The sequence below is a fragment of the Streptomyces sp. iso_384 genome (genome assembly GCF_056172905.1).
The window spans coordinates 4618701-4640494 of record NZ_JBWBTT010000001.1 but is presented as its reverse complement, the minus strand read 5'-3'; the positions used below and the strand labels follow the sequence as shown (position 1 = coordinate 4640494).

Annotated in this window: 12 protein-coding genes; 8 read left to right on the top strand and 4 right to left on the bottom strand. The window is 72.0% G+C overall.

The window, feature by feature from the left end; translation table 11 throughout:
* Positions 1-83: 83 nt before the first annotated feature.
* Both AC0VY3_RS20765 and AC0VY3_RS20760 read right to left on the bottom strand, forming a co-directional pair.
* The gene (locus AC0VY3_RS20765) at positions 84-584 is read right to left on the bottom strand and encodes a MarR family winged helix-turn-helix transcriptional regulator (RefSeq protein WP_475550258.1); all 501 of its coding nucleotides are present in this window, start codon (positions 582-584) and stop codon (positions 84-86) included.
* 42 nt (positions 585-626) lie between these two features.
* Positions 627-1208 (bottom strand): fasciclin domain-containing protein, encoded by a 582-nt coding sequence (locus AC0VY3_RS20760; protein WP_475550257.1) that lies wholly within the window; start codon positions 1206-1208, stop codon positions 627-629.
* 122 nt (positions 1209-1330) lie between these two features.
* Between AC0VY3_RS20760 and AC0VY3_RS20755 the strand changes: the two genes are divergently transcribed.
* Positions 1331-2170 (top strand): DUF1206 domain-containing protein, encoded by an 840-nt coding sequence (locus AC0VY3_RS20755; protein WP_475550256.1) that lies wholly within the window; start codon positions 1331-1333, stop codon positions 2168-2170.
* A 50-nt stretch (positions 2171-2220) separates the two neighbouring features.
* Here AC0VY3_RS20755 and AC0VY3_RS20750 read toward each other — a convergent pair whose 3' ends face one another.
* A complete protein-coding gene (locus tag AC0VY3_RS20750; protein ID WP_475550255.1) occupies positions 2221-2745 on the bottom strand; it encodes a DUF4383 domain-containing protein in 525 nt (174 codons plus the stop codon).
* Between the two features lie 105 nt (positions 2746-2850).
* On the opposite strand from AC0VY3_RS20750, the gene AC0VY3_RS20745 reads away from it, so the two are divergent.
* Positions 2851-3810 (top strand): MerR family transcriptional regulator, encoded by a 960-nt coding sequence (locus AC0VY3_RS20745; protein WP_475550254.1) that lies wholly within the window; start codon positions 2851-2853, stop codon positions 3808-3810.
* Positions 3811-3871: 61 nt separating this feature from the next.
* Here the strand turns inward: AC0VY3_RS20745 and AC0VY3_RS20740 are convergent, their stop codons facing one another.
* Positions 3872-5080, bottom strand: a complete 1209-nt coding sequence (locus tag AC0VY3_RS20740) for a cysteine desulfurase-like protein (protein WP_475550253.1) — start codon at positions 5078-5080, stop codon at positions 3872-3874.
* A gap of 588 nt (positions 5081-5668) precedes the next feature.
* On the opposite strand from AC0VY3_RS20740, the gene AC0VY3_RS20735 reads away from it, so the two are divergent.
* From AC0VY3_RS20735 to AC0VY3_RS20710, 6 genes are read left to right on the top strand one after another with little or no spacing between them, the layout of a single operon-like run.
* Positions 5669-6622 carry a sterol desaturase family protein gene (locus tag AC0VY3_RS20735; protein ID WP_103509000.1) on the top strand — a complete coding sequence of 318 codons (954 nt, stop codon included), beginning with the start codon at positions 5669-5671 and terminating at the stop codon, positions 6620-6622.
* 42 nt (positions 6623-6664) lie between these two features.
* Positions 6665-16042: a non-ribosomal peptide synthetase/type I polyketide synthase gene (locus AC0VY3_RS20730; RefSeq protein WP_475550252.1), complete on the top strand. Its 9378-nt coding sequence runs from the start codon at positions 6665-6667 to the stop codon at positions 16040-16042.
* Entirely contained in the window at positions 16032-17714 is a 1683-nt protein-coding gene (locus tag AC0VY3_RS20725) for a phytoene desaturase family protein (RefSeq protein ID WP_475550251.1), read from the top strand. Before AC0VY3_RS20730 ends, AC0VY3_RS20725 begins: the two co-directional genes overlap by 11 nt.
* Entirely contained in the window at positions 17711-19438 is a 1728-nt protein-coding gene (locus AC0VY3_RS20720) for a phytoene desaturase family protein (RefSeq protein WP_475550250.1), read from the top strand. The genes AC0VY3_RS20725 and AC0VY3_RS20720 overlap by 4 nt, the downstream gene beginning before the upstream one ends.
* Positions 19435-20490 carry an MDR family NADP-dependent oxidoreductase gene (locus tag AC0VY3_RS20715; RefSeq protein ID WP_137228324.1) on the top strand — a complete coding sequence of 352 codons (1056 nt, stop codon included), beginning with the start codon at positions 19435-19437 and terminating at the stop codon, positions 20488-20490. Before AC0VY3_RS20720 ends, AC0VY3_RS20715 begins: the two co-directional genes overlap by 4 nt.
* 45 nt (positions 20491-20535) lie before the next feature.
* Positions 20536-21726 (top strand): cytochrome P450, encoded by a 1191-nt coding sequence (locus AC0VY3_RS20710; RefSeq protein WP_475551711.1) that lies wholly within the window; start codon positions 20536-20538, stop codon positions 21724-21726.
* The last annotated feature ends 68 nt before the right edge of the window (positions 21727-21794 follow it).

Below are 21794 nucleotides of genomic sequence, written 5' to 3'. Positions count from 1 at the left end.
GAGATACTTTGACGATGAACAATCTCAATCGTTGAAATACATTACGCGAGTACTCGCGAAGGCAACCGCAAGGGGTGACGATCTCAGCGACGCGCCGGGGGGACCTCGGCCAGTTCCTCGTTCATGGCGGCGAGGAAGCGCAGGGCGGTCGTCAGCTCGGCCTCGCTGAAGCGGGCCCTGGCCCGTGCCGTGGCCTCGGCGAGCGGCATGAAGTAGTCGCGCGCGGCCGTCCGGGCGCTCGCCTCGTAGTACACGTGCACCACCCGGCGGTCGGCGCTCTCCCGGGCCCGCCGGATGTGCCCGGCCCGCTCCAGCCGGTCCAGACAGGCCGTCACCGCGCCGGAGGTGAGGCCCAGATGCTCGCGCAGCGCCCCCGGCGTCAGGGGCGACGGGGCGTCGAGGATGGCGGCGAGCGCGCTCACGTCCGTGGGGTGCAGCTGCTGGCTCGCCGCGAACCCGTGGGTCATCCGGTTGATCTCGCCGTTCATCCGGCGCAGCTCGACCGCGAACGCGTGAAGGCCCGCGAGCGGCGCCCCGGAATCCGGGGCGCCGCTGCGGGTCGGTCGGTCGTCGGCGCTGGTCACGCCCTCAGCGTATAGAACCTCCGCCCGTCGATGCCCGGACCGTCACGACGACGGCGGCATGAGCACCGTGTCGACCAGGTTGACCGTGGCGTTGGCCGTCGGCACATCACCGCAGACGATCTTCGAGGTGTCGTTCACCGTGAACTCGGTGCCGGAGCCCTTGGTCGTGAGGTCGCTCCCTTCCAGTGTCTTGAAGGAGCCGTCCTCCAGCTGCTGGGTCGTGATCTTCTCGCCCACCACGTGGTACGTCAGCACCTTGGTGAGCTCGGCCTTGTCGTTGAGCAGCGCCTCCAGGTCCGCCTGCGGGATCTTGTCGAAGGCATCGTTGGTCGGCGCGAACACCGTGATGTCCTTCGCGTTGTTCAGGGTGTCGACCAGACCTGCCTTCTCCACCGCGCTGACGAGGGTGGAGAGTTCGGGGTTGTTGGACGCGGCGGTGGCCACCGGGTCCTTCGCCATGCCCTCCAGGCTGCCCGCGCCCTCCGCGGGCACGGAGGAGCAGGCGGGGCCGTACGGTTCGGCGGGAGTCACGGCCTGGGCCTGCGGAGCGAAGAACGCCAGAGAGGCGGGAAAGGCGAGTGCCGCGGCGGCCGCCGCGGTGCGCTGCAGACGGTTGATCGTCATGATGTCTCCTCCGGCGAGCGGGGGTGGTCTTCTCCTTCACCACCACGCTGCCGCGCATCGGTCCGCTCCGCGCGTCGCGTCGTTTCTGCGTCGATCCGCCCGATGGGGGCAATCGGAATGACATGAATACCCGTTCAGTAGCAGCGCAGGGACGCGGCCGGGCCAAGCGGGCCGCGAACAGCACCGCGGTCGAGGCAGGGGCCCGTGCCGGGTTCGGGGCCCGTGGGGTGATCTACGTCCTCGTGGGCGTCCTCGCCCTGCGGATCGCGCTCACCGGCGGCGGACAGCAGGCGGACCGGGGCGGCGCGATCGCGGAGATAGCCGAGAAGCCCTTCGGCAAGGTCCTGCTGTGGGCGCTCGGCATCGCCCTGGTGGGGATGGCGCTCTGGCGGCTGTCGGAGGCGCTGTTCGGTCAGGCCGGGCCCGATGGGCGCAAGCCCACCAAGCGGGCCATGGCGGCGGGCCGCTTCGTCTTCTACGGCTTCGTCGCCTACTCCGTGCTGTCCTTCGCCGCCGGCGACTCGGGCAGCGGCGGCGGGTCATCGGACCAGCAGTCGCAGGACGTCACCGCCAAGGCGCTCGGCTGGCCCGGCGGCCAGTGGATCGTCGGCATCGCGGGGGCCGTGGTGGCGTGCGCCGGTCTCTGGATCGCGGGCCGGGCGCTCCTGCGGAAGTTCCACGAGCACCTGAAGATGTCGGAGATGTCCCGGCGGACCCGTCGCGCCGTCGACTTCACCGGAGTGTTCGGCGGTACGGCGCGGGGCATCGTCTTCGCCACGGCGGGCGGCTTCGCCGTGGCCGCCGCGATCGAGCATCAGCCGGACAGGTCCAAGGGCATGGACGACACCCTGCGCTCCTTCACCGACACCCCGGCGGGGCCGTGGCTCCTGGTGGTCATCGCCCTCGGACTGGTGGCCTTCGGAGTGTTCTCCTGGGCGAACGCCCGCTATCGCAAGGTCTGAACGCGCGGCGACCTGGACTCGCAGGCCCGGAGCCCGCGCGCCCGGCACCGTCACCGCCCGAGAGTCCCGCGCGCCGCCGCACTCCTGCGGGCGGCGGCGGCCTCGCGGTCAGCCTGCTCCGGATGGCGGTGACGCCAGTACGGGTTGTCGTGCGGCAGACCGCCGGTCACCCGCCCGTACATCCCGAACATGAGGATCAGCAGGCCCATCACGAAGCTGAAGATCACATTCGGCATGCCGAAGTCCAGGATGTTCGCGGACCGGTCCAGGACGAGGAGGTGGGCGAAGCCGCTCAGCAGGAAGAGCGTGCCGATCGTCATGTTCAGCGTGGACGCGACGTTGCCGCCCACCGCGGCCCCGGCGATCAGCAGCACGCCGACCACCACCGAGATCAGGCTCAGCAGGCCGTTGGACGACAGTCCGGCGATACGGTCGCCGCTGGTGTCGAAGAAGCTCAGCCGCTGCGTGAAGCCGAGGATGCCGAAGGCGAGCAGGATGGTGCCGCAGAGGCCCGCGCCCATCCGGTACACCGTCGCCAGCCGGTGGTCGACGGGGAGTTCGTCGCTCAGTTTCATGTCCGTCCCCTCTCATTCCTGTTGTTCCCGGCCCGGTTGCCATCAGCGAACAGCGCGTCGGCATTTCGGGCAACATGCATCGCTTTTGCATCGTATGGTGGATTTATGGACCCAGTGATGAGCCCTGCGGCGGACCCGGCGAGCGGGGGTCTGACCACCGGTGCGGTGGCCCGACTCCTGGGCGTCGCGCCGACCACGCTGCGCTCGTGGGACCGTCGCTACGGCATCGGCCCTGCCGCCCGGGAGGGCGGCAGACACCGACGCTGGACCGGAGCGGACATCGCCGCTCTGCGGGACATGTGCCGTCTGACGAGCGCGGGTCTGCCACCGGCCGAGGCCGCCCGCACCGTCCTGGGCGGAACCTCCCGCGACGCGCCCGTGCCACGTTCCGGGCCCGCCTCCCGGGCCCCCGGGCCGCTTCCGCTCGGCATGGCCCGCCGGGAGTGCCGCGGCCTGGCCCGGGCGGCGGTCCGGCTGGACGCGCCGGCCATGGAGGAGCTGCTCACGGCGGTGCTCGACCGCTACGGACTGCCGGCCGCCTGGGACGAGGTGATGATGCCGACGCTGCACGCGGTGGGCAGCAAGTGGGAGACCGCGGGGGAGCGGTACATCGAAGTCGAGCACCTGCTGTCGTGGCATGTCTCCGGCGCGCTGCGCGCGTTCTCGGCCGCGCGGCCCCCGGCCCCGGGCGCGGGTGTCTCCCTGCTGGCCTGTGTGCCCGGCGAGACCCATACGCTGGCCCTGGAGGCGCTCGCCGCCGCCCTCGCCCAACAGGCCGTGCCGGTCCGGATGTTCGGCGCCGCCCTGCCCGCCGGGGCGCTGGAGGAGGCGGTACGGCGCACCGGCCCAGCGGCGGTGGTGCTCTGGGCGCAGTCCCGCAGCACGGCCAGCCGCTCTCTCGTGGCCCGGGTCGGGGCGATCGAGTGGGGCGTACGGGGCGCGCGCAGGCGGCCCGTCGTTCTGGCGGCCGGGCCCGGCTGGGCCGGCGAGCTGCCGCCGGGGGCCCGGTATCCGGCCGGGCTGGCCGACGCGGTGGACGTACTGGCCACGCTCGGCGCGCGGTGACCGTATCCGCTGTACCCGCCGTGTCAGCTCGCTCCGGTGTGTCCGCCGTGCCGGCCCTGCGTCACCGCAGGAAGTCCGACAGCCCCGTCAGAAGCCGCTCCACATCGTCCGTGTCGTTGTACGCGGACAGCCCGACGCGCAGACCGCCGCTGTCACCGAGCCCCAGGTGCCGGGAGGCCTCCAGGGCGTAGAAGGAGCCGGCGGGTGCGTGCACGCCGGTGCGGGCGAGTGCGCGGTAGGCGTCCGCCGCGTCCCGGCCCTCGAAGGTGAGCAGCAGGGTGGGGGTGCGTTCGGCGGCCCGGGAGCGCACCGTCACCCCCTCCAGTCCGCGCACCGCCTTCTCGATGTACACACGCAGCGCCGTCTCGTGCGCGTCGATCGCCGCGTACGCCGACCGCAGCCGCTCACGACGCCCGGCATCGGCGCCGGCACCGGAGCCCAGGCTCGCGAGGAAGTCCACCGCCGCGCGGGTGCCCGCCATCACCTCGTAGGGCAGGGTGCCGAGTTCGAAGCGCTCGGGTACGGCGTCGGTGGACGGCGCCAGCTTGTCCGGGCGCAGCGTGTCGAGCAGTTCGGGCCGCGCGGCGAGCACCCCGTGATGAGGGCCGAAGAACTTGTACGGGGAGCAGACGAAGAAGTCCGCCCCGAGCCGCTCCACATCGACCGTGTGGTGCGCGGTGAGGTGGACCCCGTCCACGTACAGCAGCGCACCGGCCCGGTGGACGAGTCCGGCGATGGCCGGGATGTCGGGCCGGGTGCCGATGAGGTTGGACGCGCCGGTCACCGCGACCAGCCGGGTCCGTTCGGTGAGCTGCGCGCCGACGGCCTCCGGGGGCAGCTCGCCGGTCGCCGGGTCGAAGTCCGCCCACCGCACCACCGCCCCCGCCCGCTCGGCCGCCCGCACCCACGGGCGGATGTTGGCATCGTGGTCCAGCCGGCTGACCACCACTTCGTCCCCCGGGCTCCAGGATTCGGCCAGGTTCCGCGAGAAGTCGTAGGTGAGCTGGGTGGCGCTGCGGCCGAACACGATTCCGCCCGGGTCCGCGCCCAGCAGATCCGCCATCGCCTGCCGGAACCCGAGGACGATCTCCTCCGCGTTCGCCTCCCCGGGCAGGGCGGCGCCCCGGATCGACAGGGGGCGGCTCATCGCCTCGCCGATCGCGGCGATGACGGTGGCCGGGGTCTGGGTGCCGCCCGGCCCGTCGAAGTGCGCCGTACCGGATCGCAGGGCGGGGAACTGTGCGCGCACCGCGCCGACGTCGTACGACAAGGAGACTCCTCGATTCGCTGATGTGCTGCCGGGTTCTGCCACCGGGCTTCGCCACGGGGCTTCGCTGTCGGATCCGCCGTGATCATCGCAGGCGGTGTCCTCCGGCGGAAGGCGTGGGACCGGCCGGGGGCGCTTTCGGTGTGCGGCTTTCGCGCGGGCGCACCGCTCCCCGCCCGGACGCACGCCAGAGCGTGAGACATCAGACACCGGCGCACCGGAATGCGCCGTATTTCGGTGTAGCGATGATCCTATGAAGGAATTGCTCGCACAAATGAACCCGCCTCGGTCGTGCGATCCGCTGGTGCGATCCTCTCCGTATTCCTGCCGTAGATAAATGCGGCGCACAATTTCTGCGCGTCGGTCGTGATTAAAGCCGCAGGAACGGGAAATAGATGATCTGGGCTGATGGGGTCGGGGGCATCAGTTCACGCCACGGCCGAATTCCGTCGGGCCGGGTGTCTGAAAGTCGCCGGCGCGGCCGCCATGGTCGCCACCCGGGTTCCTGTTTCCCACCAGGCTGCTCCGGCCTGCGCTGATGCGATGCGACGAGTATCTCTCCCCCGCACTGTCACTTGTGGAGGGTCACGGATGGACGAGCGTGAACGCTCCACCGATGGCGAAATCTATTCGGCCGACTCTTCGGTCGGATTTACGGTCGGGCGGAAGGGGCGGGCGGGTAATTCCCCTACGCGGTTCCTTTGTGCCGTCGCCTACCCCGCTCTCCTCCTGTCGGTCGTCGCCGTGAGTGTGGCCGCATTGTGGCTGAAATGGGATCCGGTGTGGGTCAGCCCGCTATTCCTCGTCGGGGTCATCGCCTATCTGGCCCTCTTGGAACGGCTGATTCCTCATGACCGGAACTGGCACCCGGGAAAGGACGAGTGGCGCTGGTACGGCATCTACTTCCTGCTCACCATGACTGGAAGCGGTCTGGCGCAACTGCTGGTGGCGCTGGCCGTCGGCCTGATCTCGCCGGAGGAGCCGGCCCGTCACCTCTGGGCCGAGATCCCGGGAGCGCTCCTGGCCGGATCGCTCGTCAGCTACCTGGTGCACCGGCTGGGCCACCGCAGCGCCCTCCTCTGGCGGCTGCACGGAGTGCATCACGTGCCGGAGAAGGTCAACGTCGCCAACAACGGCGTCAACCACGTGCTGGACATCGTCCTGGCCCAGGGCCTCGTCCAGCTGACCCTGGCCCTCGTCGGATTCTCCCGCCCCGCGGTGCTGGTGGCCGGACTCTTCGTCGCCGCGCAGGGCTACTTCGTCCACGCCAACATCGATGTCCGCATCGGGCCGCTCAACCATCTGCTGGCCAGCCCCGAGCAGCACCGACTGCACCACAGCACCGATCTGTCCGAAGCCGGCCACTACGGCTCCGACCTGTCGTGCTGGGACCACCTCTTCGGCACCTTCACCTGGCGCCCCGGCCGCGAACCCACCGCCGTCGGTCTCCAGGACCCCACGGCCTTCCCCGGCACCGGCGAGATCCTCGCCGCCCTCCTGCACCCCTGGCGACGCAGACCCGCACCGGGCCCCGGTCCGGAATGACCGCCGCCTCCCTGACGCTCCACCACGACTTGAGGAGTTCGAATGGCCGACGCGAACAACCGGGCGTTACGGAACAAGGTGGCGATCATCGGGATGGGCTGCCGCCTGCCCGGCGGCGCCTCGGACCACCGCACGTACTGGCGCAACCTGATGGCGGGCAAGGACTGCATCACGGCCACCCCGCCCGACCGGTACGACGTCCGTACGCTCGGCAGCCGGTTCCGCGACAAACCCGGGCGCCTCGTCGGCGGCCGCGGCGGATACATCGACGGCTTCGACGAGTTCGACCCCGCGTTCTTCGGCATCAGCCCGCGCGAGGCCGACCACATGGACCCGCAGCAGCGCAAGCTCCTCGAAGTGGCCTGGGAGGCCCTGGAGGACGGTGGACAGCGGCCCGCCGACCTCGCCGGCGGCAACGTCGCCGTCTACGTCGGCGCGTTCACCCTGGACTACAAGATCCTGCAATTCGCCGACCTGGGCTTCACCTCGCTGGCCGCCCACACCGCGACCGGCACCATGATGACGATGGTGTCGAACCGCATCTCGTACTGCTTCGACTTCCGCGGCCCCAGCCTGTCCATCGACACCGCCTGCAGTTCCTCCCTGGTCGCCGTCCACCTGGCCTGCCAGGCGCTGAACAACGGCGAGAGCGACCTCGCACTGGCCGGCGGCACCCTGCTGCACATGGCCCCGCAGTACACCGTCGCCGAGACGAAGGGCGGATTCCTCTCGCCCGAGGGCCGCTCCCGTACGTTCGACGCCGCCGCCGACGGTTACGTACGGGCCGAGGGCGTCGGCCTGGTCGCGCTGAAACGGCTGGACGACGCCGTACGGGACGGGGACCGGATCCACGCGGTGATCGCCGGCAGCGGCGTCAACCAGGACGGCCACACCAACGGCATCACCGTGCCCAACGCCGACGCCCAGGTCGACCTCATCCGCCGGGTCTGCGCCGAGGCGGGAATCGCCCCCGGAGACCTCCAGTACATGGAGGCCCACGGCACCTCGACGCCGGTCGGCGACCCGATCGAGGCGAACGCCCTGGCCCGCGCGCTGGCCATCGGACGGGCCCCGGGCGCCCGCGCCTATGTCGGCTCGGTCAAGACGAACATCGGCCACACCGAATCCGCCGCCGGGATCGCCGGGCTGATCAAGACCGTCCTGAGTATCCAGCACCGGACCGTCCCGCCCCACATCAACCTGGAGAACCTCAACCCCGCCATCGACCCGGCGACCCTGCCGTACGAGATCCCGACCCGGCCCACCGCCTGGCCCGCCCACGAAGGACCCGCCCGTGCCGGGGTCAACTCCTTCGGGTTCGGCGGCACCAACGCCCATGTCGTCCTGGAGGAGGCCCCGCCGCCTCCGCCGGAGACCGACGCCGCCCCGCCCGCCGGGCGACCCTGGAGCATCCTGCCGCTCAGCGCCCGAAACCCGGACGCCCTGGTGGAACTGGCGGCGGGCATCCGGGGCGAACTGGCGGGCGACAACGGCCCGGCCGTGACCCTCGACGACCTCGGCCACACCCTCGCCCACCGCCGCCAGCACCTCCCCGAGCGGCTCTCCGTCGTCTACTCCTCGCGCGCCTCCCTCGACGAGGCCCTCGCCGCCCACGAGCGCGGCGAGCCGCACCCCCGCGTCGTCCACGGCCGCGCCCGGGAGTCCGCCGACCGGCGGCTGGTCTGGGTCTTCACCGGCATGGGCCCCCAGTGGTGGGGCATGGGCCGCCAACTCCTCGCGGAGGAACCGGTGTTCCGCGAGGCGGTCGAGGCGTGCGACCGGGCGCTGCGGGAGTTCGCCGACTGGTCGCTGATCGAGGAGCTGACCGCCGACGAGTCCGTCTCCCGGATGAGCCAGACCTGGCTCGCCCAGCCCGCCAACTTCGCCGTACAGGTCGCCCTGGCCGCCCTGTGGCGGTCGCACGGGGTGCACCCCGACGTGGTGGTCGGCCACAGCACCGGCGAGATCGCCGCCTTCCACGCGGCGGGCGTCTACTCGCTGCGGGACGCGGCCCGGATCGTCGTCCACCGCAGCCGCCTTCAGCAGACCCTGGCCGGCACCGGCGCCATGCTCGCCGTCAGCCTGTCGGAGGACGAGGCGGAACGCCGGGTGCGCCCCTACAGCGACCGGGTCTCCGTCGCCGCCGTCAACAGCCCCACCGCCATCACCCTGGCCGGGGACGAGGCGGCGCTGACCCTGCTGGCCGAGGAGTTGCGGGCCGAGCAGCAGTTCGCGAAATTCCTCACCGTCGAAGTGCCCTACCACAGCGTCGGCATGGAACGGATCAAGGACGAACTGCTGGCGGAGCTCGCCCCGTTGGAGCCGCGACCGGCCCGGGTTCCGCTGTATCCCACCGGCGTCGAGGGAACCGCCCGGGGCGAGGAACTGGACGCCGCCTACTGGTGGACGAACGTCCGCGACCGCGTCCGCTTCCGCTCAGCCGTCGACCGGATCGCTGCTGACGGCCACCAGCTGTTCCTGGAGATCGGCCCGCACCCGGTCCTCGGCCACGCGATCCGCGAATGCCTGGAGGCGGGCGGCACGACCGGGCTCACCCTGCCCTCGATCCGCCGCCGGGAGAACGAGAGCGAGCGCTTCGCCGCCTCCCTCGGCTCGCTCCACACCCTGGGCGTCACCGTCGACTGGAACGTACTCCAGCCGGCCGGCCGGCCGGTCACCCTGCCCCGCCACCCCTTCCGGCGCGACCGCCACTGGACCGAACCCCGCCCGGTGGCCCAGGTCCGCCTGGGCCACCGGGACCACCCCCTCCTCGGCCGCCGCACCGACCGTACGGAACCCACCTGGCAGGCCCGCCTGGACACCGAGGACCTGCCCTACCTCGCCGACCACCGCATCCAGGACACCGTGGTCTTCCCCGCCGCCGGCTACCTGGAAATGGCCGCCCAGGCCGTCCTGCGGCTCACCGGCGGCACCACCGCCGTCCTCGCCGACATCGATCTGCGCAAGGCGCTCTTCCTGCCCGACGGCGAGGACCGCAGCGTGGAGGTGTCGCTCTCGCTGGAGAACGCCGCCTTCACCATCGCCTCCCCGACCGGGGACGACGGGGAACGGGCCGTGCACGCGAGCGGCGTCGTCCGCACCGGGCAGCGCCGCCGCAGCGGCCCACCGCTCGACGCCCCCGCGATCCGGGCCCGGTCCCTGCGCCATCTCGAAGGCCCCGACTGCTACACCGCCCTGGCCGCCCTCGGCTACCACTACGGCCCCGCCTTCCGGGCCGTCGAGGAGGTCTGGATCGGGGCCGGCGAGGTCCTCGCCCGGATCCGCCCGCCCGAGGCGATCGGCGACGACGCCGCAGGACATCATCTCCACCCCGTCCTCCTCGACGCCTGCTTCCAGACCCTCCTGACGCCGCTGATCCCGACGGACCCCGAAGGACCCGCACCGGGCACCGGGATCAGGCTGCCGCTCTCCGTGGCCGAGGTCGCCCTCGAACCCATCGGCGACCAGCCGTTCTGGGCCCACGCCACCCTGCTCCCCGGCGACGCGGACACCACCCTCGGGGACATCGCCCTGTACGCCGACGACGGCACCCCGCTCGGCCGCGTCCACGGCTTCCGCGCCGCCGACGTGGAGAAGGCGGCCACCGCCGTCGCACGGACCACGATCGACTCCTGGCTCGCCGAACCTGTCTGGACCGACTGCCCGCCGCTGCCCGACGAGGACACCTCCCGCGACCACGACTGGCTTGTCCTCGCCGACTCCGGAGGCGTCGCGGACGCCTTCGCCGCCCTCGCCGCCGCCCGCGGCGAACGCTGCCGCCTGGTGCGCCGGGGCGCCGCCTACACCGCCTCCGGCGACGGCGTCACCTTCACCGTCGACCCCGCGTCCGACGCCGATCTGCGCCGGCTCCTCACCGACCTGGACCGCGACGGCGGGCCTTTCCGCGGGGCTGTCCTGCACCTGTGGAACCTCGACGCGCCCGCTCTCGCCGACTGCGACCGGGCCGCCCTCCGCGACCACACCGGCGCGGGCGCGTACGGGCTGATCGCCCTCGCCCGGCTGCTCCTCGCCCGGGGCGGCGGAGGCCGCCTGCACATCGTGACCCGTGGCGCCCAGCCCGCCCTGCCCGGCGAGGCGCCCGAACCCCTCGGGACGCCCGCCTGGGGCATCGGCCGGGTGCTGCGCCACCAGGAGCTGATCGACCACCCCGGCAAGCTCATCGACCTCGACCCCCGGCGCCGCCCGGGCCCCGACGGCGACCGGGCCGAGGCCGAAGCGCTCCTCGCCGAGGTGCTCGGCGACGACGAGGAGGAGATCGCCCTGCGCGACGGCGGCCGCCGCACCAGCCGCCTCCGCCCCGCCGAGGGCCTGACCCGGCCGCTGCCGCTGCGCCTGCGGGCCGACGGAAGCTATCTGGTCACCGGTGCGTTCGGCGCGCTCGGCCGGCTCCTGTGCCGCACCCTCGTACGCCGTGGAGCCCGCCGGATCGTCCTGGTCGGGCGGACCCCCGTGCCGGCCCGGGAGAAGTGGGCCGGCACCGACCCGGCCACCGCCGAGGGCCGGGCCGTGGCCCTGCTCCGCGAGTTGGAGGCGCTCGGTGCGCAGCCCGTTCTCGCGACCCTCGACATCACCGACGAGGACGCCCTGAACGGCTGGCTCGACGCCCACCGGCAGAGCGGAGCCCCGCCCGTACGCGGCGTGTTCCACCTGGCCGGGCAGGTCCGCGACACGCTCGTCGCCGATCTGGACCGGGCCGCCTTCGACGCCGTCCACGACCCCAAGACCGTCGGCGCCCACCTCCTGCACCGGCACCTGCGGGACGAACCGCTCGAACACTTCGTGCTCTTCGCCTCGATCGCCTCCCTCCTGACCACGGCCGGTCAGACCAACTACGCCGCCGGGAACGCCTTCCTGGACGCCCTCGCCCACCACCGCCGCGCCCAGGGCCTGCCTGCCCTCAGCCTGGACTGGGGCCCCTGGGCCACCGGCATGATCGAGGAACTCGGCCTGGTCGAGCACTACGTGCACAGCCGCGGCATGAGCTCGCTCTCCCCGGACGCCGGCATGGCCGTCCTGGAACGCGTCATCGGCCAGGACCACGCCCAGCTCGTCGTCGCCACCGTCGTCGACTGGCCCGTCTTCCTCGCCTGGTACCCGACGCCGCCGCCGCTGGTCGCCGACCTCGCGGCAGCCGCCGCCCCGCCGGGCGACGCCGTCTCCGGCAACGGATTCCTCGACACCTTCCGCGCCGCCGACGAGGAGGCCCGCCGCGCCCTGGTCGTCGAGCGGTTCGCCGCGCTCTCGGCCACCGTGCTGCGCACCGGCACGGACCGCATCGACCCCGCCACCGGACTCGGCGAGCTCGGGCTCGACTCGCTCCTCGCCATGGAGCTACGGGCCCGGATCCACGCCGAGCTGGGCGTCGCCCTGCCCGTGGTCGCCCTGCTCAGCGGCACCCCGGCCGGGGAACTCGCCGCCCAGCTCCACGACGGACTCAGCGCCCTGGCCGCGACCGACACCCCCGACGGGGCGGCGGACACGGCCGAACCCCACCGCGACGAGCGGCAGTACCCGCTGACCCAGAACCAGAAGGCGCTCTGGTTCCTCAAACACCTCAACCCCGACGGCTACGCGTACAACATCGGCGGGGCCGTGGAGGTGAACGTCGCCCTCGAACCTGACCTGATGTTCGAGGCCGTCCGCCGCCTCATCGCCCGCCACCCCGCGCTGCGCACCAACTTCCTCCTGGTGGACGGGCAGGCCGTGCAGCGGGTCTCCGAGGACGCCGCCACCGACCTCGCCCTCTTCGACGTCCAGGGCGAGGACTGGGACTCCATCCACGCGACGATCGTCCAGGAGTACCGCAAGCCCTACGACCTCGCCCACGACCCACTGGTCCGCTTCCGCCTCTTCAAACGTGGCCAGGACCGCTGGATCATCATGAAGGCCGTCCACCACATCGTCTCCGACGCCATCTCCACCTTCACCTTCATCGAGGAACTCCTCGCGGTGTACGAGGCGTTGCGCCGCAACCGGGAACCGCAGCTCCCACCGGCCGAGGCCCGCTACCTCGACTTCCTCAACCAGCAGAACGCCTTCCTCGCCGGACCCGAGGCCACGGGCATGCTCGACTACTGGCGCACCCATCTGCCGGCCGAGGTCCCGCTCCTGGACCTGCCCGTCGACAAACCCCGCCCGGCGGTCCAGACCCACAACGGGGCCTCGGAGTTCTTCGTCCTCGACGACGCCCTGAGCGCCCGCGTCCACGCGCTGGCCCGCGCCCACGGCGTCACACCGTTCATGGTCCTGCTGAGCGCCTACTACCTCCTGCTGCACCGCTACTCCGGGCAGGACCACATCGTCGTCGGCAGCCCGGTGACCGGCCGCACCCGGCAGGACTTCGCCTCCGTCTACGGCTACTTCGTCAACCCGCTGCCCCTGCATGCCGACCTGTCCGATGACCCGACCGTCGCCGAACTGCTGCAACAGGTCCGCCGGACCGTCCTCGGCGGACTCGACAACCAGGAGTACCCCTTCGTCCTCCTCGTCGAGGAACTGGGCCTCCAGCACGACCCCAGCCGCTCCGCCGTCTTCCAGGCGATGTTCATCCTCCTCACCCACAAGGTGGCCACCGAGCAGTACGGCTACCGCCTGGAGTACATCGAACTACCGGAGGAGGAAGGGCAGTTCGACATAACGCTGTCCGCCTACGAGGACGAGGCCGAGGGCCGCTTCCACTGCGTGTTCAAGTACAACACCGACCTCTTCCTGCCGGAGACCATGCGCCGCATGGCCGCCCACTACACCCGCCTCCTCGACCGGATGACCCACGCCCCCGGCGAACAGCCCGCCTCCCGGCTGGAGATGCTCGGCGACCAGGAGCGGGAGCGGCTCGTCGGGGAGTGGAGCCGCCCGGCGCTGCCTGCCGCCGGATCCCGGGAGGAGCCGTTCGCCCCGGTCCAGGCGCTGATCGCCCGCATCGCCGCCGAGCACCCAGCGGCCGTCGCCGTCACCACACCCTCCCCGCGCGGCGAAGCGCGCCGGCTGAGCTACGCGGAACTGGAGCGGCGGGCCGCCGACAGCGCAGCCCGGCTGCGGACCCTCGGCATCGGCGAGGGCTCGGTGGTCGTCCTGTGCCTGGACAAGTCGCCGGAGCTGATCGTCGCCCTGCTCGCCGTGCTCAAGGCCGGCGCCGCCTACCTGCCGCTGCGGCCCGACCAGCCCGCCGACCGGCTCGCCCACCTCGTGACGGCCACCGGTGCGGCACTCGTCCTCGTCGCGGACGACGCCGGGCCGGTGCAGGCAGGGGCCCTGGCCGTCCCCACGCTCACCCTCGACGCCCTCGCCCGCACCGCACCGCATCCGGACGGACCGTCCGGCGAAGCCGGCCCGGAATCGCCCGCGTACATCATCACCACCTCCGGCTCCACCGGCCGCCCCAAGGCCGTCCGCGTCAGCCACCGCAACCTCGCCTCCGCCCACGCCGCATGGCGTCAGGAATACCGGCTGGAGACGGACGTCCGGGTGCACCTCCAGATGGCCGAACCGTCCTTCGACGTGTTCACCGGCGACCTGGTGCGCGCCCTGTGCTCGGGCGGCACCCTCGTCCTGGCCGACCGCGACCTCCTCTTCGACACCACGCGGCTCTACCGGACGATGCGTCAGGAACGTGTCGACTGCGCAGAGTTCGTGCCCGCCGTCGTGCGCGGCCTGATGGACCACTGCGCCCGCGAAGGGCTCCGGCTGGACTTCCTGAAGCTGCTGGTGGTCGGCTCGGACGCCTGGAGCGTGGGGGAGTACCGCCGGCTCGCCGAGCTGTGCGGACCCGGCACCCGCCTCGTCAACTCCTACGGCCTCACCGAGGCCACCATCGACAGCGCGTACTTCGAAGGCCCCGCCGACGACCTGGAACCCGGCGCGATGGTCCCCATCGGCCGCCCCCTCCCCAACAGCACCCTCCATGTCCTCGACACCCACGGCGAACCCGTACCACCCGGCGTGCCCGGCGAGCTCTGGATCGGCGGCGACGGCGTCGCCCTCGGCTACGCCGGAGACCCGGAGCAGACCGAGGAACGCTTCGTCACCCGTACGCTCAGCAGGTCCGCCGACGGCGACGCCCGGCCCGAGAGGCTCTACCGCACCGGCGACATCGCCCGCTGGGACGCGCGCGGCCGGGTCCATCTGCTCGGCCGCACCGACGGACAGGTCAAACTGCGCGGCCACCGCATCGAGATCGGCGAGATCGAGGCCCACCTCGCCCAGTGGCCGCCGCTCGCCCGGGCCGTCGTCACCGTACGCGCCGACACCGGCGGAGAGGCGGCGCTCTGCGCCTACTGCGTCCCCGCGCCCGGTGCCACCCTGGACTCCCGGGCCCTGCGCCGTCACCTGGCCCGCTCACTGCCCTCGTACATGATCCCGTCCCACTTCGTCGAGCTGCCCGCCCTGCCGCTGACCGCCAACGGCAAGGTCGACACCGCCGCCCTGCCCGCCGCCCGGGCCGAGACCGGCGACCGGCCGCACGAGGAGCCCGTGACCCTGTACGAGATCAGCGTCGCCCGGCACTGGAAGACCCTCCTGGGCCGTGAACAGGTCGGCCTGGAGGACGACTTCTTCGAACTCGGCGGCAGCTCGATCAAGCTCATCGAACTCCTCCACCAGCTGCGCACCGAGTTCGGCGTCGGCGTCCCCGTCAGCAGGCTCTACCAGGTCACCACCCTGCACGGCATGGCCGCCACCGTCGAGGACGTCCTGCACGGCACCAGCGCCGACGAACTGCCCAGCCTCACCTTCAACGCCGGACAGCACCCCGCCCTCTTCTGCTTCCCGCCCGCCGGCGGTCACGGGCTCGTCTACCGGGGCCTGGCCGCCCACCTCCCCGACCACACCCTCATCGGCTTCAACTACCTCCCCGGCGACGACAAGGTCGCCCGGTACGCCGACCTGATCGAGGCGGCCCGGCCCGACGGGCCCTACCGGCTCCTCGGCTACTCCCTCGGCGGCAACCTCGCCTTCGAGACGGCCAAGGAACTGGAGCGACGCGGCCGGCACGTCGCGCACGTCGTCATCCTCGACTCCCGCCGCATCCTCACCGCCTACGAACCGGACGCCTCCGGCATCGCCGCCTTCGAGGCCGAACTCGCCGACCACCTCCGCGAACACACCGGATCCGAGGCCGTCACCCGCGAAACCCTCGCCCACGCCGCCGAATACCTCGCCTTCTGCGGCCGCACACCCAACACCGGCACGGTCGCCGCGACCGTCAGCGTGATCACCGACGAGGAGAAGGCCTCCCTCTACGCCGCGGGCGAGCACGGCACCTGGCACGGCAGCTCCACCGGCGCCACCGCCGTACTGCGCGGCTCCGGTGTCCACGCCGACATGCTCGACGCCAAACACCTGCCCCGCAACGCCGAGCTGGTGCGCTCCGTCGTGACAGGAGACCCGGCCCATGGCGGATGACGACTCCACCGACTGGACCAGCCGGGAACGCGCCCCGGGCACTCCGCCCCGCGTCATCGTCGTCGGCGCGGGCGTGGCCGGCCTCTCCACCGGCTGCTACGCGCAGATGAGCGGCGCCAGGACCCGCATCTTCGAGAAGCATGTGCTGCCCGGCGGCTGCTGCACCGCCTGGTCGCGCGACGGATACCTCTTCGACTACTGCATCGAGTGGCTGATCGGCACCGCCCCGGGCAACGACGCCCACCGGGTGTGGAGCGAACTCGGCGCGCTCGACGGCAAGACCGTCACCAACTTCGACCTGTTCAACAAGGTCGAGGACGAGAACGGCCGGTCGGTGACGTTCTACAACGACCCCGACCGCCTGGAGGCCCACCTGCTGGAGATCTCACCCGCCGACGCCCCGCTCATCCGGGCCTTCACCCGGGACCTGCGGCGCTTCATCGACATCGAGCTGTACCCGTTCCTGACCGCACCCGCGCTGCGCACCGTACGGGAGCGGGCACGGACCCTGCGCACGGTGCTCCCCGCCTTCCGGCTGTTCTGGCGGACCGCCGCCACCCCGATGCACGTCTTCGCCGACCGGTTCCAGGACCCGCTGCTGCGCACGGCGTTCCGCAACATCTTCTTCCAGGACCCGGAGGGCTTCCCGCTGCTGCCGTACCTCTTCAACATGGCGGCCGCCCACCACGGCAACGCCGGCTTCCCGCAGGGCGGTTCACTCGGCCTCGCCCGCTCGATCGAGGAGCGCTACCGGAGCCTGGGCGGCACGGTCACCTACCGGGCCCGCACCGAGCGGATCCTGGTCGAGGACGACCGGGCGATCGGCATCGAACTCCGTAGCGGCAAAAGGTACTTCGCCGAACACGTGGTCTCCGCCTGCGACGGTCACACCACCGTCTACGGACTCCTCGGCGGCCGGTACACCGGCCCCCGGATCGACAAGCTCTACACCGACCTCCTGCACCGCCCCGGCACCCTCTTCCCCGCCGTCGTCTCCGCCTTCGTCGGCCTGCGCGGCGACCTGGACCCCGACGAGGCGCACAGCACCACGCACCTCCTCGGCCCGGACGACGCGGCCCACCTCCCCGGCGCCCTGCAGGACAGCCTCGTCGTCCAGGCCCGCTCCCGCTACTCCGGCGGCTTCGCACCACCGGGCCGCTCCGTCCTGCACTGCACCTACTTCAGCGACTACGCCCACTGGAAGGACCTGCGCACCAGGGACCGCAAGGATTACCGCCGCCGCAAACGCGAAGTCGCGCACTTCGTCCGGGACTTCCTGGAACGCCGCAGCCCCGGCATCGCGGAGCGCATCGACATCGTCGAGATCGCCACCCCCGCCACGACCCATCGCTACACCGGCAACCTGGGCGGCTCCATCCTCGCCTGGAAGGCGTTCTCGGACGCCGACGACGTCGCGGCGCGCCTGGTCGGCAAGGACCGGATGCGGCTGCCCGGACTGAGCGGCTTCTCCATGGCCGGGCAGTGGGTCGGCATGGGCGGCCTGATCCGCGCCGCCTCCACCGGCCGCTTCGCCGTCCAGTACCTCTGCCGTGAACTCGGCCTGGAGTTCCGGGCCTGGGAGAGCAAGGGCGCCGAACCCTGGCACCCCGGGAAGCTGGGGCATCTGCCCCAGCTCGACCGGTGGTCCGCACACGAGGGCGAGAGCTCATGAGCGGCGGGAGGAACCGGACCCGGAGTGACGGCGGCGCACGCCGGCCCCGGGAGACGATGATCATCATCGGGGCCGGACTCGGCGGCCTCTCCACCGGCTGCTACGCCCGGATGAACGGCTACCGCACCCACATCCTGGAGATGCACGAGATCCCCGGCGGCTGCTGCACCGCCTGGGAACGCGGCGGCTTCACCCTGGACGCCTGCGTCAGCTGGCTCCTGGGCAGCGGCCCCGGCAACGAGATGCACCAGATCTGGCTGGAGCTCGGCGCCCTCCAGGGCAAGGAGATCCGCCACTTCGACGTCTTCAACATCGTGCGCGGCACGGACGGCCGGGCCGTCCACTTCTACTCCGACCCGGACCGCCTCGAAGCCCACCTCATCGACCTCTCGCCCGCCGACGCCCGTCTCGTGCGGAAGTTCTGCTCCCAACTGCGCAGCTTCCGCAAGGCTTTGGCGGTCTACCCCTTCCTCAAGCCCGTGGGGCTGATGGGCCGTCGGGAGCGCTGGCGGATGCTGGCCTCGTTCCTGCCGTACGTCAACGCCGTACGCACCACGATCACCGTCCTCATGACCGACTTCTCCGCGAAGTTCACGGACCCCCTTCTGCGGCAGGCCTTCAACTTCATCCTGTACGAGAAGCACCCGGCCTTCCCCGTGCTCCCGTTCCACTTCCAGCTCGCCTCGCACGCCAACCTCTCCGCAGGCGTCCCCGAGGGCGGCTCGCTCGGGCTCGCCGAGTCGATCGAGGCCCGCTACCGCCGGCTCGGCGGTGAGGTCTCGTACAACACGAAGGTCGAGACGGTGATCGTCGAGGACGACCGGGCGGCCGGCGTCCGGCTCAGCGACGGCCGGGAACTGCGCGCCGACATCGTCGTATCGGCCTGCGACGGCTACACCACCACCATGAAGTTCCTGGAGGGCAAATACCTCGGCGAGGACTACCGCAAGCTCTACACACAGACCATCCATGAACCCGGCATGGTCTTCCCCGGCTACTTCACCCTCTTCCTCGGCCTCTCCCGCCCCTTCCCCGAGGGCGACCCCTGCACGACGTACCTTCTCGACGAGGCCACGGCCGCGGAACTGACCGGCATCCGCCACCCCAGCATCAACGTCCAGTTCCGCAACCGCCATTACCCCGAGCTCTCCCCGGACGGCACCACCGTCGTCTACGCCACCTACTTCTGCGACATCGCCCCCTGGCGCGCCCTGGACGAGGGCCCCGAACAGGTCACCCGCACCCGTGGCGGAACCGAGCTGCACACCCTGCCCGTACGGCACGGGCGCGGCTACTACGCGGCGAAACGGCGGGCCCGCGAAGCCCTCGTGGGCTTCCTGGAACAGCGCCACCCCGGCCTGCGGGACGCGATCGTCGTCCGCGACGTCTCCAGCCCCCTCACCCAGGTCCGCTACACCGGCAACTACGACGGCACCGTCCTCGGCTGGCAGCCCTTCGTCGAGAGCGGCGAAACCCTGGAAGAGCTGATCAAGAAACACGGCCCCGGGCTCCCCGGGCTGCGCGACTTCTACCAGTCAGGCGTCTGGGCCACCACCGGCGGGCTCATCCGGGCCGCCGCCGCCGGACGCCACGTCATGCAGTTCGTCTGCCGCGACGACGACCGGCCCTTCACCGCCTCGCTCGACCTCACCGCACCACCACCGACCCACCGGGTCATCCCCGTGCCCGTCCGCCCCGCCGCACCGACGGAGAGGAAGCCATGAAGATCGCGAAGTGGGTGGTCCGCGAACACGTCGAGGGCGTACCCGACGTGGACCGCGTCTACGAGAAGGTCGTCGAGAACGTCGATGTGACCCTCGCCCCCGACGAGATGCTCCTGCGCACCCTGTACGTCTCCGTCGACCCCTACCTCCAGGGCATCGCCCTCGACACCCCGATCGGCCGGCACATGGGCGCCGACTCGATCATGGAGGTGGTGGAGGCGGGCCCGCGCGCCGCGCACCGCGCGGGCGACCTCGTCCAGGGCTTCGGCGGCTGGCGCACCCATGTGATCAGCACCGGCGCGGCCGAACTCTGGCAGACCGGCACGTTTCCCATGGTCTTCCCCGCGTACCGCAGGCTCGACCCCCGGTGGTACGACGACGCCCTGCCGCTGCCGACCGCCCTCAGCGTGATGGGCGGACCCGGCATGACCGCCTGGGGGACCCTCTCCAAGTACATGACGATCAGCCCCGGTGAAACCCTCGTCATCAGCGGGGCCTCCGGCGCGGTCGGCGCCCTCGTCGGCCAGCTCGCCGCGCTCGCCGGCGCCCGGGTGATCGGCACCACCTCGTCCCCGGAGAAGGCGGACTACCTCACCGGGCTCGGATTCGACGCGGTGATCGTCTACCGCCACGGGGACGGCGAGGCCACCGTCCGCGAGGCGCTCGCCCGCGCCGCCCCCGACGGCGTCGACCGGTACTTCGACAACCTCGGCGGCACCGTCACCGACGCGGTGTTCCCCATGCTCAACATCGGCAGCCAGGTGGCGGTGTGCTGGCAGTGGGCGACCCAGGTCGGCAACGAGGACACCGGCCCCCGGCTCCTGCCCTACCTGATGTTCCCGCGCGCCACCGTCCGCGGCATCTTCTCCCTGGAATGGTTCACCGACCAGAACTGGCAGGACCTCCACACCGAGCTGGGCGGCCGGGTCCGGCGCGGCGAGGTCGTCTGCGACCACACCCTGCACCACGGGTTCGACCGCATTCCCGCCGCCTACGGAAGCCTCTACGACGACCGGGCCGCCAACCGCGGCAAGGTCCTCGTCGAACTCTGAACGCGGCACCCGGGCCGCCCCCGACCACCCCGCCCAGGAGGCATGGTGACCGCCACCGAACCCACGCATCCCGCGCCGGTACCGATGCACCGCCTGCACTTCGAGAAACCCGGACCGCCCCGCCCGGCCGAGCTGCCGGGCGGCGCCCCCGCCTGGCTGGTCAGCCGGTACGAGGACGTCCGCCAGGTGCTCTCCGACCCGCGCTTCGGCCGGGCACAGCTGTACGCCGCCGACGCACCCGCCCTCTCCGACGTACCCGACCTCGTGAACGACCCCGACCTGATGTTCAACCAGGACGGTCCCGGCCATCTGCGGCTGCGCCGCACCCTGCGGCGCGCGTTCACCCCGAGGGCCGTCGCCCGCTGGCGGCCGTGGATCGCCGCGATCGTCGACGAACTCCTCGACCGGCTGCAGTCCACACCGCAACCGGCCGACGCGGTAGCGGAGTTCACCCTCCCGCTGCCGGTGGCGGTGATCAGCCGCCTGATGGGTCTGGAGGAGTCCGCGTGGGACCGGATGCGGCACTGGAGCGAACACGCCTTCTCCGACGGCACCCACGAGGGCGAACAAGTGGCCACAGTCCTCCAGGAGTTCGGCGCGTTCGGCGCGGACCTCCTCGCGGCGCGACGCCGGACGCCCGGCGAGGACCTGATCAGTGGCCTGGTCGCGGCGGCCGACGAGGAAGGGGGCGTGCCCGAGGCCCAGTTGGTGAGCCTGGTATGCGGTCTCGTCGTCGGCGGCCACGACAGCACGATGACGATGCTCGGCAACGCGCTGCTCTACCTCCTGGGCGAACGCCGCACGGCATGGCCCCGCCTGGGCGCCGACGAGGAGGCCGCCGGACGCGTCGCCGACCGCCTCGTCCACCTCGTACCCCTGGGAGACGACCGGGGCAGCGCCCGCCACGCCGCCACGGACGTCGAGGTCGGTGGGGTGACGATCCCGGCCGGTGCGATCGTGCTCGCCGACTGTGGCATGGCCAACCGCGACCCCGAGGTCTTCCCGCCCGCCACCCTCCACGACCTGTTCGCCCCGCTGGAGGCCCCCACCCTCTCCTTCGGCGCCGGGCCCCACTACTGCCTCGGCGCCTGGCTGGCCCGCACGGAGCTCCAGCTCGCCCTGCACCGCCTGGCCGCCCGTTTCCCGGCTCTCGCCCTGGCGGAACCCTTGGACTCGGTCGCCTGGCGGACCGGCACCACCTCCCGCAGCCCGCAGCGGCTCGCCGTCCGGTGGTAGGGGCGCCCTACCGGCCGGTGGCGCGCCCGGGGCTCAGCGGCCCCGGGCACACAGGGCCGCGTCCACCG